Raw genomic sequence first — 12,790 nt, forward strand, 5'->3', positions numbered from 1 at the left:
TCATTTCATTCAACAGGAGCAAAGACGATGAGCCAGAAATTCCAGGTCTCGGGCATGAGTTGCGGCCACTGCGTGAGCGCGGTGCAGAACGCGGTACAGACGGTGGACCCCGAGGCGCAGGTCACGGTGGATCTTGAAACCGGCCATGTCGACGTGCTGAGCGCGCAGCCTCGAAAGGACATCGTGGCAGCAATAGAGAACGCCGGCTACAGGGTCCAATGAGCAGCTTCGGCACCACCATCTCGATCGGCGAGGCCGCACGGCTCTCGGGTGTCTCGGCGCGCATGGTGCGGCACTACGAGGGCCTGGGCCTGCTGCCCCCGGTGGCGCGCACCGAAAGCGGCTACCGCCAGTACGGCGATGCCGACATCCACACGCTGCGCTTCATCAAGCGCTCGCGCGATCTCGGTTTCTCGATGGAGGAAATCGCCGAGCTCGTGGGCCTGTGGCACAACCGCCGGCGTGCGAGTTCGAGCGTGAAGCGCATCGCGCAAAAGCACCTGGGCGAACTGGAGCAGCGCATTGCCGACATGCAGTCGATGCGCCACACGCTCGCGCACCTCGTGCACTGCTGCCACGGGGATGCGCGCCCCGACTGCCCGATCCTCGACGACCTGGCCAGATAGGCTCTCCCACGGTGTTCCTGAAAAAGGGGATCAGGCTCCCCTGACCAGCGACAGCACCTTTCCGGCATCGAGGGTGCGGGCCTTTTCCTGGATGGCCGGCAGGTACTGGGTCTGCAGGCTCTTGCCTTCCTGCACCACGCCCGAAAAGGTGTCCTTGAGCATCTGCGCCGAGAGCGTGCGGCCGCCGGCGTAGTAGCGCTTGGCCACATGCCCCAATGCATAGGTCGAGGCGAAGCTCATGCCCGAGCTCACCGCCTGGTTGCCGAGGCCGCGCAGCAGTCCGCCACCCATTTTGCCGAGCAGGCCGCCGAGCAGCTTGCGCCCGGCCTGCTCCAGGTACTGCGAGGTCAGGCCCACGCCGACCGTGGCCAGGAAATCCTTCACGTGGCCGCTGTCGAGTTCGTAGCCGTAGGCCTTGCCGATGCGGTAGACCAGCTTCATCTGCAGCGGAATGATCGCCATGGTCGAGAGCGTCTCGGGCAGCAGTTCGAGCGCGCCGTTGAGGATGGACGCATTGAGGATCGACTTGTCGAGCTCCGCGCTGTCAGGCGATGGCTCAGCGGCAGCTGGCGCGACGGCCGTGCCCGTGCCGGTGGCCGCCGCCGGCACCGCTGCCGCAATCTCTTCCGCCTGCTGCGAGAACTGCGCCGCCGAGGCAGCCAGCCCGAGCGAGGTGCGCACGTCCGCCAGGAACATGCGCTCGGCATCGGACTGCGCGCCGTCCGCATCGCACACGCACACCGCCATCTCGTAGGCCAGCTGCTTCGATTCCGTGCTCTTCAGCTCGCCCGCGACCGAAGCCAGCGAGACGCGCTTCATCAGGACGTCCTGGTAGAGCGTGGGCAGGTTCACGCCGTCGGCTTGCGAAAGACCTTCGGCAATGCGCTTGATCTCGGCACGTTCGCGCTCGTGCTTCTCGCCATCGACGAAGGCGGCCAGGAGGCTGAGGGACACGATGGCCCGGGTTTCGGAAGGTGTCACGTTCGAATTTCCACTGGTTGAGGGACAAAGTTCGTTCGGCATGGGGCCCAAAGGTTCCGCCGCCGGTTCTCCCCACAAAGCTTGGGCAACTCTGTGGATAACACTCGCACTTCCTTGTAAGAGAAAGCTAAGTGGTTGATCTATATGAAAAATCTACAGTCTGCCCAAATATGAGGCAATGAATTTCTCGCACGGGAAAACGCCTTTGGCAGATTTTCCGGAGCGTGTCAAAGGACAACTCTGGGGAGATTTCCGGCACAAGCAGGGCGTTATCCACAGGGCCGGCGCTTCCAGCAATGTTGTTCCTTTTGGCGCGACAGCACGGAAGCGCAGCTGCGCACAGTGACGCGGGCATGACAAGTCCATGTCACGCAAGGGAAAAAGTGCCATGTCCACAGACCGGCCCCGCCCTTATCTACTACTACTAATTTGAATAAGAGAAATAAGAAATAGAAATGGGGACAGCGCCGCGCCCGAAAAAAAGTCCGTGAACGGCCGCGCCGTGTTCGCGGCGCCACGCGGCCAAACCGGCCGTCGCCGGACGGCGCCCGCTCGCTAACATCCGGGGATGAGCTTCAAACCGCGGATCCTGATCGCCGAAGACGAATCGGGCATTGCCGACACCCTCCAGTACGTGCTGAAGAGCGACGGCTTCACGCCGGTCTGGTGCGCCACGGCCGAAGACGCCATCGCGCAGTTCGCGCAGGAGCCGCCGGCGCTCGCGATCCTGGACGTGGGGCTGCCCGACCTCAACGGCTTCGAGCTGTTCAAGCGGCTGCGCGCGCTGAACCAGTCGCAGGGCGGCGCCGAGGTGCCGATGCTGTTTCTCACGGCCCGAAGCGACGAGATCGACCGCGTGGTGGGGCTGGAACTCGGTGCCGACGACTACATTGCCAAGCCCTTTTCGCCCCGCGAACTGGTGGCGCGGGTGCGCACCATCCTGCGGCGCAGCGCACGAGCCGCCCCTGGAGGGACCGCAGGCCCCGGCGATGGGGTACCCCCTCGAATTCCGGGCGCGGCGCCTCCAGCGCCCGCTCAGCCCCCCGCAATGCCCTTTGCATTGGACAACGAGCGCATGCAGATCCGCTACTACGGACGCCTGCTCGAGCTCTCGCGCTACGAATACGGACTGCTGCGGCTGCTGGTCCAGCGGCCCGGACGCGTGTTCACGCGCGACGAGCTGCTGCAGCTGGTCTGGGACGACGCGAGCGACAGCTTCGACCGCACCGTCGACGCCCATGTGAAGACCCTGCGCGCCAAGCTCAAGGCCGTGGCGCCCGACGTGGAGCCGATCCGGACGCTGCGCGGCACCGGCTATGCGCTGAACGAAGAATTGCCTCTCAACGCGCCGTGAGCAGGCGCACGCGCATCTTTATCGGGATTCTGCTGATCTACACGGCGGGCATCGCGTTCCTGCTCTACCGCGTGGTGTCGGACATCGATCCGCGCTATCGCGAATCGGCCGAGGAATCGCTGGTCGAGACTTCGCAGCTCATGGCCAGCCTGGTCGAGCAGGACGTGATCGCGGGCGCCCTCAACACCGCGCGGCTCGAGCCGCTGTTCCGCACGGTCTATGCGCGCGAGTTCTCCGCACAGATCTACAACCTGCACAAGAACCGCGTCGAGCTGCGCGTGTACGTCACCGACCGCAGCGGCCGCGTGGTGTTTGATTCGCTCGGCAGGCACCTGGGCGCCGACTATTCGCAGTGGAGCGACGTGAGCCGCACGCTTGCCGGCCTGTACGGCGCGCGCACCTCGCGCGACGTCGACGGCGACCCCCGCACTTCGGTGATGTACGTGGGCGCACCGATCCGGTGGAACAACGAGATCGTCGGCATGGTGAGCGTCGGCAAGCCGGTGCAGAGCTTCGGCCAGTTCGTGGAGGACGCGCGCGCCCGCACGTTGTGGGTGGGCGTCGGTTCGGGGCTGGCGCTGCTGCTGCTGGCGGTGATCGTTTCGGTCTGGCTGGTGCGGCCTTTCGGGCTGATCTCGGACTACTGGGCCTGGGTGCGCGCGCAGCGCACGCTGAGCCTTTCGCGCATGGCGCGGCGCGCGGTCGATGCGGTGCGCACCGGCTTCAGCGAAATGCGCGATGCGCTGACCGGCCGCAACTACGTGGCCGACTACGTGCAGACCTTCACGCACGAAGTGAAGAGCCCGCTCTCGGCGATCCGCGGCGCGGCCGAGCTGCTGCAGGAGCCGTCGATGCCGCATGCCGAGCGCGAGCGCTTCCTGAAGAACATCGAACGCGAGACGCAGCGCATCCAGGAAATCGTCGACCGCATGATGGAGCTCACCGCACTGGAAACCCGCCACGGGCTGGACCGCACGGAGCCGGTGGCGCTGGCTTCGCTGATCGAGGACATCGCCCTCAGCGCGCAGCCCGCGGCGGCCAAGCGCAGCATCCAGCTGCGCGTGAACATCCGCGCCGAGGCCCGCACCGAGGGCGATCCGTTCCTGCTGCGTCGCGCCATCAGCAACCTGCTGGACAACGCGATCGATTTTTCACCGCAGGGCAGCGAGGTGTTGCTGACGCTGGAGACCACCTCGAAGCTGGCGCGCGTGAGCGTGCGCGACCATGGTCCGGGCATTCCGGACTACGCACAGGAAAAGGTCTTCCAGAAGTTCTATTCGCTCGCGCGGCCGCACAGCCGGAAGAAGAGCACCGGGCTCGGGCTGGCCTTCGTGAAGGAGATTGCCGCGCTGCACCGCGGGCGCATCGAGCTCGGCAATGCGGCGCGCGGCGGCGCGGTGGCCACGCTCACGCTGCCGCTGCTGTCACACCACTGAGCGGATTACTGGCCCGTGAGTGCTGCGTAGGCCCGGCGCGTTGCGGGGCTCACGGCCTCGAGCAATTGCTCGTACGAGGTCTTGTGCCGCGCCAGCATGCGGGCCGAGGCCACCGTCTTCGACTTGCAGAACCAGTGGCAGGTGTGCTGCATCAGGAACAGCTCGGCCGACATGGTGAAGGCCTTGGCCTTGGGCGTGCGGCCCGCATCGTTGCGCATGACATCGGCAATGCCGCGCGCGTGGATCGCCAGCGCCTCGCGCAGGTCGAAGGTCGCGGCCGGGAACAGCTTGTGCGCGAACGGAATGGCCACGGGCAGCTTGCTCACGCGTGCGTCGGCCGCGTCGACGCGCGCAAACTCGGCGGCAAAGCTGTCGAACTGGGCCGAGAGCTTTTCCTCGGTGGAGTCGAGCAGGCTCCAGATCTGCTGGCGCCGCTCGGCGCTGTCCTCGCCCAGGCAGCGCAGGTAGCCTTCGGTGAGGCTCTCCATCAGCCTTTCGATCTGGTATCTGCCCAGGTGGCTGCCCAGCAGCGCGATGCGCTGGCGCTGGTCCCTGGACTTGAGGATGTAGGCGCCGACGATGATCGACGTCGCCAGGATGAGGATTTCCATGGGGGAGAAGCGTGGGAAGGTAAAGCGAAAGGAGCCGCACCGAGTGTAGAGACCCGGTGCGGCTCCTTCCCGCCGTGCCTCAGCGGAAGAAATCGAGGATGCGGTTGCGCTCTTCGGGCTGCGGCGGCGGGCCCAGCGGCGGCGGCACACCCGAGAGTTCTTCGGCCGGCACTGGCGGCGCCTCGCTCTCCACGCCCAGGCTCGCCACGCTGTGGCCCGGCGTGAAGTCGTCGAAGTACCACTCGCCATCGATGTTGACGACGCCCGGCGGCTCGGCAATCTTGCTGACCGGCACGCCCTTGAGCGCCGCCTGCATGTAGCCGATCCAGATCGGCAGGCTCAGGCTGCCGCCGGTTTCGCCGCGCACGCCCAGCTGGCGCGGCGTGTCGTAGCCGATCCATGCGATGCCCACCGTGGTGGGCTGGAAGCCCGCGAACCAGGTGTCGAAGGAATCGTTGGTGGTGCCGGTCTTGCCGAACAGGTCGTCGCGCTTGAGTGCCTGGTAGGCGCGCGCGGCGGTGCCGCCCTTCACCACGCTCTGCAGGAGCGAATCCATGATGAAGGCGTTGCGTTCGGGAATGGCGCGGCGGCTTTCGTCGAGTGCCGGCGGCTCGGTTTCGAGCAGCACCTTGTCGCGCAGGTCGGTCACGCGCGTGACCAGGTACGGATTGACCTTGTAGCCGCCGTTGGCGAACACCGAGTAGGCGGTGGCCATCTGCATCGGCGTGACCGAACCGGCGCCCAGCGCCATCGGCAGGTAGGCCGGATGCTTGTCCTTGTCGAAGCCGAACCGGGTGATCCACTCCTGCGCATACGGCGCGCCGATGGCCTGCAGCAGGCGTACCGTCACCAGGTTCTTCGACTTCATCAGTGCGGTGCGCAGCGGCATCGGGCCTTCGAAGCCGCCGTCGAAGTTCTTCGGTTCCCAGGGCTGGCCGCCAGGGGTGCTCGGCTCGAAGTACAGCGGTGCGTCGTTGACGATGGTCGCGGGCGTGAAGCCCTTTTCGAGTGCGGCCGAATAGATGAAGGGCTTGAAGCTCGAGCCCGGCTGGCGCCAGGCCTGCGTGACGTGGTTGAACTTGTTCTTGCCGAAATCGAAGCCGCCCACCAGCGACTTGATGGCGCCGGTGCGCGGATCCATGCCGATGAAGGCGCCCTCCACTTCGGGCAGCTGTGTGATCTCCCAGGTGTTCTTGGGTGTCTTCGCGACTCGGATCACTGCGCCGCGGCGGATCTTGATGTGGGGCGGCGCCTTCGCCGCAAGGCCCGACTGCGCAGGCCGCAGCCCTTCGCCGGTGATCTGGATGGTTTCGCCGTTCGCGCGCACCGCGTTGATTTCCTTGCTGCCGGCCTCCAGCACCACCGCGGCCATCACGTCGCCGTTGTCGGGATGCTCGGCCAGCGCTTCGTCCACCGCCTCGTCGGCTTCCTTTTGATCGGCCGGCAGATCGACGAAGCGCTCGGGACCGCGATAGGGTTGGCGCCGCTCGTAGTCCATGATGCCCTTGCGCAGCGACCTGTAGGCGGCTGCCTGGTCGGCCGCGACCAGCGAGGTGTAGACCTTCATGCCGCTGGTGTAGATGCTGTCGCCGTACTGCGCGTACATCATCTGCCGCACCGTCTCGGCCACGTATTCGGCATGCAGCCGCTCCGGATCGGCGGCATCGCGCAGGTGCAGCTCTTCCTTCTTGGCTTCGGCCGCCTGCTCGGCGGTGATGAAGCCGGTTTCCTGCATGCGGTCGATCACGTAGAGCTGGCGTGCGCGGGCGCGCCGCGGATTGGCCACCGGGTTGTTCGCGCCGGGCGCCTTGGGCAGGCCGGCCAGCATGGCAGCTTCGGCCAGCGTGACGTTCTGCAGCGGCTTGCCGAAATACGCTTCCGATGCGGCCGCGAAGCCATAGGCGCGGTTGCCCAGGTAGATCTGGTTCAGGTAGATCTCCAGGATCTGGTCCTTGCTGAGCTGCTGCTCCAGGCGCAGGGCCAGCAAGATCTCGTAGGCCTTGCGGCTCAGCGTGCGTTCGGAGCTCAGGTAGACGTTGCGCGCCACCTGCATCGTGATGGTCGATGCGCCTTGCTTGCGGCCGCCCTTGAGGCTGGCCACGGCCGCGCGTGCGAAGCCCTTGTAGTCGACGCCCCCATGGTCGTAGAAACGCGCGTCCTCCACGGCGAGCACGGCGTCCTTCATGACCTTGGGAATGCTCGCAAAGGGCGTGAGCGTGCGGCGTTCTTCGCCGAACTCGCCGATGAGCGTGCCTTCGACCGAATACACGCGCAGCGGCAGCTTGGGCCGGTAGTCGGCCAGCTCGGAAATGTCGGGCAGCCGCGGATAGATGGCGGCCACCGCGACGACGGCGGCCACCAGCAGCACCAGCGCGCCGCAGCCGAGCGCGATGGCGCTCCACCGCGCCGCGCGCCGCAGCTTCGCTGAACGCTGCGAGCGCGCGGGCTCGGTGGAAGGAGAAGAATCGTCCATGGGAATCAATGGCAAAAAGGTAAGGAAAAAAACAGTCCGTAGCGTTGGTTACACGGACGCGGCCGCCTCAGGTAAGACCGGCTCGGGCGTTCGGGGGTTCCCGGCCGACAGTGCATACCAGTCGACCTTGCGCGTGGCGAGCATCAGCACCGTCAGCATGCCGAATGTCAGCAGGGCGCCGAGCAGCAGGGCATTGCTTTCCGATGCCAGCAGGCCGTAAAGCGCGCCATAGAGTACCGCGACATAGGCCCCGAAGCCCGCGCCGCGTTTCCAGCTTTGCAATACCGCGCTGAAATAGATGCCCAGCAGCAGCACGCTCGCGCCGGCCGCACTGGCATAGGCCAGCCAGAACGCCAGCTTCTCGGACAGGGCCAGCAGCAGCAGGAAGAACAGCGCGATCGACAGGCCGACCAGCCCGTATTGCACCGGATGCATGCGCTGCCTGCGGAACAGCTCGAACATGAAGGCCGCCATGATCACCAGGCCGATGAAGAGCGCGCCGTACTTGCCGGCGCGGGTGCTCATCGAATAGACGTTGACCGGCTGCGCGAGCGAGACGTCGAAGGTTTGCAGCGGGCCGAGGTTGCGTTGCGCATGGTTGGTTGCAGCCACAGCAGCAGCCGTGGCGGCACTGGCGGCATCGCCGCGGCCCGACAGCCCGGCGCGCACCTGCTCGCGTGCGGAAGTCACGAGCGAGGACACGCGCCAGTGCGCATCGAAGCCCTGCGGCGTCACTTCGCGCTGGGTAGCGAGAAAGCGGCCGCCGAAACTCGGATGCGCCCAGGGCGACTTCAGGTGGGCGGTGGTCTCGTCGGCAATCGGCACCATCGAGAGCGTGTCCTGCCCGACCAGCCCGAGCTTCATCTCGAAGGGCAGCGGCGCCTTCGCCTCCCATGCGGCCAGCGCGGCGCCGGTGAGCGGTGCGTGGATGCCGTCGGACAGCGGGGCATCGTCTGCCAGGCCAGGCACGCGCTGCCTGAAACCCAAAGCCTCGCCGTTCATCGCGATCGAAGGCGAACCATCGAGCCCGCGCAGGTCGCTTGCGCCGAAGACGATGAATGGTGCCTTGACCTCGATACGCGAATCGGTTTCGCTGTGCGCCACCGATCGGGGATCGAAAGCCGCAAAGCCGCCGCCGAGCGTGGCGTCGAGCGTATAGAACGGAATCCTGAAGATGCCGCGGTAGCGTTCGTGCGGTGCCATCGACCCCTCGATGTGCAGCTTGTCGGGAAACATCACGTGGGTCATTTCCTTGCTGCGGGCCTCCTGGCCGATCACCCGGCCCTGCGCATTGCGCAGCGGCTCCATCCAGCGCTCCACGTAGGGCACCAGCAGCAGCGGGCCCACGACGGTCTGCGGGCCCGCATAGGTGGCGGCAAGCTCCTCGGCCGCCTCGCGCTGGCTGTGGCCGCGTTCCCGGTTGATCGCATTGATCTCGGCCAGCGGAATGCACAGCAGGAGCGTGAGCATCAGCAGCCCGGCCACCTTGACCAGCATCGAACCCTGCAGGGCCTTGAGCAACTGGAACATGTTTTTTCTCCTCGTCGGTTGTCGAAGCCGCGATGCTCGCCGCGCCATCCGAAGCGCGTGTGAAGCGCGGCCGCCGGCGGACTTCACACAGGCTTCACACAACGCGGCATCCGGTGGCCGGACTTCAAGCAGCCTTCCAATTTCCTTCTCGCGCGGTGCCGACAGTTGCGGCTGTGCAAGTTCGCACGGACACCAACACCACACCGCCATGGATGCCCACACCTCCACCCGTCCCGGCCGCTGGCTCTGGCTCGCCACCGTGAGCCTGGCCACGGCGGGCTTCGTCGCGCTCAGCCTCAACCCCGTGCATGCCCAGGAAGCACCGGGCCCGCGGCTGAAGACCGAGAGCCCGTATTTCTTCGTGAAGAGCGACGACCCCTCGGTCGACCGCCTGCCGCTCAAGGCCACCGAGGTGGCGGTGAAGATATCGGGCGTCATTGCCGACGTGACTGTCACGCAGACCTACCGCAACGAAGGCCAGCGCGCCATCGAGGCGAAGTATGTTTTTCCGGGCTCGACCAAGGCTGCGGTCAGCGGCCTCAACGTGCGCCTGGCCGACCGCCTGATCACCGCGCAGATCCGCGAGAAGCAGCAGGCGCAGATCGAGTACGACGCCGCCAAGAAGGAAGGCAAGACCGCCGCGCTGCTCGAGCAGCACCTGCCCAACGTGTTCCAGATGAACGTCGCCAACATCCTGCCGGGCGACGACGTGAAGGTGGAGCTGCGCTACACCGAACTGCTGGTGCCGCAGTCGGGCAACTATGCGTTCGTCTTTCCCACCGTGGTGGGCCCGCGCTACAGCAGCCCGCAGTCGGAGAACGCCCAGGCCAAGTGGGTGGCGCAGCCCACGTTGCGCGCAGATGTGGCGCTGAACACCAGCTTCAGGCTCAAGGCCAGCATCGACACGCCCATGGGGCTGAAGGAGGTGCGCTCGTCGTCCCACGCCATCGAGGTGAAGAAGAGCGACGAAGACCGGCACGCCGACATCGCACTCGCGCCCGACGGCCGGCCCGCGGACAATCGCGACTTCGTGCTCGACTACCGCCTTGCGGGCGAAAGGATCGAATCGGGCCTGATGCTCTACAAGGGCCAGAACACCGACGGCGGCGCCGAGAACTTCTTCCTCGCGATGGTCGAGCCGCCCAAGGCCGTGGCCGCCAGCGCCATTTCGCCGCGCGACTACATCTTCGTGGTCGACATCTCGGGCTCGATGCACGGCTTTCCGCTCGACACCGCCAAGACCGTGCTCGAACGCCTGATCGGCGGCCTCCGGCCGAGCGACACCTTCAACGTGCTGCTGTTCTCGGGCAGCAACAAGATGCTCTCTCCCCGCTCGGTGCCGGCCACGCGCGCCAACATCGAGCAGGCGCTGGCCACCATCCAGAACTACAGCGGCAGCGGCAGCACCGAGCTGATTCCCGCGCTCAAGCGCGTCTACGCCGAACCGAAGGAAGAGAAGGTCTCGCGCACCGTGGTGCTGGTGACGGACGGCTACGTGAGCGTGGAGCGCGAGGCTTTCGAACTGGTGCGCAAGAATCTTTCGAAGGCCAATGTGTTCGCCTTCGGCATCGGTTCGTCGGTGAACCGCAGCCTGATGGAAGGCATTGCGCGCGCCGGCATGGGCGAGCCCTTCATCATCACCGACCCGATCCAGGCGCCCGAGCAGGCCGCGCGCTTCCGCCGCATGGTGGAGTCGCCGGTGCTCACCAACGTGAAGGTGACTTTCGGCGGGCTCGACGTGTACGACGTGGAGCCGCAGGCGCTGCCCGACGTGCTGGGCGAGCGCCCGGTGATCGTGTTCGGCAAGTGGCGCGCGGATTCGGAAGGCAAAGCCAGGGGCCGTGTCATCGTGGAAGGCCAGGGTGCCAATGGCCCGTACCGCCAGGAACTGCGCATCGACCCGCAGCTGCGCCAGGACACCGCCGCGCTGCGCACGCTGTGGGCGCGCCACCGCATCCAGAGCCTGAGCGACCAGGAGACGCTCGAGGGCTGCAGCGCCTTCAAGGAGCGCATCACCGAGCTCGGCCTGAAGTACAGCCTGCTGACCCAGTACACCAGCTTCATCGCCGTCGACAAGGTGGTGCGCAACCCCGCGCCGCAGAACAGCGTGGGCGTGAACCAGCCGCTGCCGTTGCCGCAGGGCGTGAGCGAACTCGCACTCGGCGCCGAGGTGCCCAGCACGCCGGAGCCCGAGACCTTGGGGGCCATTGCCGTGGTGCTGTCGATGCTCGCGATGCTGCGCCGCCGCGCGCGCCGCAACGATCCGCGCCGCTTCACGGCCTGAGCCAGGAAAAGAAAAATGTCATTGGCCGCACTCGCCCATCGCCATCCGCGCATCGTGGATTGGGGCATCCACGTCGACCGCGCACCGGCCGCCGGCTGGCTCGCACTGCAATTCGCCGCACTCGCGCCGACCTGGGCCTGGATGGTCCGGCGGCTGCGCGACGGCTCCGACGATCCGCTGGGCCTGCTGGCGCTGGCCGCCCTCGCCGCCTTGGCATGGCGCTGCCGGCGCGAACTGCGGGCCGCGCCGCAGCTGGGCTGGCTCGCACTGGCGGGCGCCGGCACGGTGCTGGCGACCGTGCTGCGCACCGGGCTCGGCGCCCTGCCCGCGCTGCCGCCGCTCGCCACGGGCCTGGTGGCCGTGCTGGCGCTGGCATGCGGCCTGCTGGCCTTCCTGCCGCGGCGCGTGGCCGCGCTGCCGGTGGCTGGCCTGGCGGTGCTCGCGCTGCCGCTGCTGTCGTCGCTGCAGTTCTATGCGGGCTATCCGCTGCGCGTGCTCACGGCCGAGGCGAGCCGCTGGCTGCTGGCGCCGGCCTTCAGCGTGGCGCGCGAGGGCGCGAGCCTGGTGGTCGATGGCCGGCTGGTGATCGTCGATGCGCCGTGCTCGGGCGTGCAGATGGTGTGGCTCGGCTACTTCACGGCGTGCGCCGTTGCCCTCTGGGCCCGCCGCAGCGACCGCGGCTTCCTGCGCCGGCTGCCGATGGTCGGCCTGCTGGTGCTGGGCGGCAACATCCTGCGCAACAGCATGCTGATTGCATTCGAAGGCGCAGGCCATCCGCTGGCGCCCTGGGCGCACAACCTGCTCGGGTTGCTGGTGTTGGCCGCCGTGTGCGGCGGCATCGCGCGCCTGATGGTGCCGGTGCGCACCGAGCCCCCGTTCGCCGAGCAGCCGATCCCGGGCCTGATCACCACCCAAGGAGGCCGCCATGTCGACACGGTTCTTTGAAGCCCTGTTTGCCAACCATTTCATCAACCGCATCGGCCACAAGACGGCCTTTGCGCTCGCAATACTGCTGTGCGTGCTGTGGTCGACCGCGGCGGCGCTGCGTGCGCCGCCCGAAGCTCCGATGGCCATGGCCTCGCATGAATGGCCCAGCCAGTGGGACGGCATTCCATTGCGGCCGCTGGCGCTGGGCGACGTCGAGCAGCGCTTTGCCGACCGCTTTCCGGGCGCCATCGGCCGCATGACCGACGGCACGCAGACGATCGTGATGCGCGCGGTGAATGCCCCCACGCGCATGCTGCATCCGGCGGCCGACTGCTACCGCGCGCTCGGTTTTCGCATCGAGCAGGCACGCCTCGAACGCGATGTGCAGGAGCGGCTGTGGCGCTGTTTTGTTGCGCAACGGCACAGCACGCAAAAGATCCGCGTTTGCGAGCGCATCGTGGATGCCGAAGGCACGGCTTTCACCGACACTTCAGCCTGGTACTGGGCGGCGGCCAGTGGACGCTCGAGCGGTCCGTGGCAAGCTGTGACGGTGGCGAGGCCGATGTGA

At 66.9% G+C, this 12,790-nt stretch carries 11 protein-coding genes; 7 read left to right on the top strand and 4 right to left on the bottom strand.

The genetic code is table 11. The annotated features are described in order from the left end of the window. Window positions 1-27: 27 nt before the first annotated feature. Together IB278_RS18785 and cueR are read left to right on the top strand one after the other, a co-directional pair. Window positions 28-222 carry a heavy-metal-associated domain-containing protein gene (locus IB278_RS18785; protein WP_018903395.1) on the top strand — a complete coding sequence of 65 codons (195 nt, stop codon included), beginning with the start codon at window positions 28-30 and terminating at the stop codon, window positions 220-222. Beyond that, window positions 219-626, top strand: a complete 408-nt coding sequence (gene cueR / locus IB278_RS18790) for a Cu(I)-responsive transcriptional regulator (RefSeq protein ID WP_145738888.1) — start codon at window positions 219-221, stop codon at window positions 624-626. The genes IB278_RS18785 and cueR overlap by 4 nt, the downstream gene beginning before the upstream one ends. Before the next feature lie 30 nt (window positions 627-656). Here the strand turns inward: cueR and IB278_RS18795 are convergent, their stop codons facing one another. After that, a complete protein-coding gene (locus tag IB278_RS18795) occupies window positions 657-1,607 on the bottom strand; it encodes a YcjF family protein (RefSeq protein ID WP_145738890.1) in 951 nt (316 codons plus the stop codon). Between the two features lie 568 nt (window positions 1,608-2,175). Here IB278_RS18795 and creB point away from each other — a divergent pair. Both creB and creC read left to right on the top strand, forming a co-directional pair. After that, window positions 2,176-2,961, top strand: a complete 786-nt coding sequence (creB, locus tag IB278_RS18800) for a two-component system response regulator CreB (protein WP_145738892.1) — start codon at window positions 2,176-2,178, stop codon at window positions 2,959-2,961. After that, window positions 2,958-4,397: a two-component system sensor histidine kinase CreC gene (gene creC, locus IB278_RS18805; RefSeq protein ID WP_192324796.1), complete on the top strand. Its 1,440-nt coding sequence runs from the start codon at window positions 2,958-2,960 to the stop codon at window positions 4,395-4,397. The genes creB and creC overlap by 4 nt, the downstream gene beginning before the upstream one ends. Before the next feature lie 5 nt (window positions 4,398-4,402). On the opposite strand, the gene IB278_RS18810 is transcribed toward creC, so the two are convergent. From IB278_RS18810 to creD, 3 genes are all read right to left on the bottom strand, one after another. Beyond that, window positions 4,403-5,008, bottom strand: coding sequence for a hypothetical protein (locus IB278_RS18810; protein WP_145738896.1), 606 nt, complete (start codon window positions 5,006-5,008; stop codon window positions 4,403-4,405). Window positions 5,009-5,087: 79 nt separating this feature from the next. Then, window positions 5,088-7,481 (bottom strand): penicillin-binding protein 1A, encoded by a 2,394-nt coding sequence (locus tag IB278_RS18815; RefSeq protein ID WP_192324798.1) that lies wholly within the window; start codon window positions 7,479-7,481, stop codon window positions 5,088-5,090. A 48-nt stretch (window positions 7,482-7,529) separates the two neighbouring features. Continuing rightward, a complete protein-coding gene (gene creD / locus IB278_RS18820; protein ID WP_192324800.1) occupies window positions 7,530-9,011 on the bottom strand; it encodes a cell envelope integrity protein CreD in 1,482 nt (493 codons plus the stop codon). Between the two features lie 208 nt (window positions 9,012-9,219). On the opposite strand from creD, the gene IB278_RS18825 reads away from it, so the two are divergent. The 3 genes from IB278_RS18825 to IB278_RS18835 are packed head-to-tail and all read left to right on the top strand — an operon-like array spanning window position 9,220 to window position 12,790. After that, entirely contained in the window at window positions 9,220-11,295 is a 2,076-nt protein-coding gene (locus tag IB278_RS18825) for a VIT and vWA domain-containing protein (protein WP_192324802.1), read from the top strand. Window positions 11,296-11,310: 15 nt separating this feature from the next. Further along, window positions 11,311-12,240, top strand: coding sequence for an exosortase Q (xrtQ, locus tag IB278_RS18830; RefSeq protein ID WP_145738902.1), 930 nt, complete (start codon window positions 11,311-11,313; stop codon window positions 12,238-12,240). Then, complete coding sequence (locus tag IB278_RS18835) at window positions 12,221-12,790, top strand: hypothetical protein (RefSeq protein ID WP_192324804.1); 570 nt, start codon at window positions 12,221-12,223, stop codon at window positions 12,788-12,790. Before xrtQ ends, IB278_RS18835 begins: the two co-directional genes overlap by 20 nt.

Source organism: Variovorax sp. VRV01 (assembly GCF_014852545.1).
Classification (GTDB): domain Bacteria; phylum Pseudomonadota; class Gammaproteobacteria; order Burkholderiales; family Burkholderiaceae_C; genus Variovorax; species Variovorax beijingensis_A.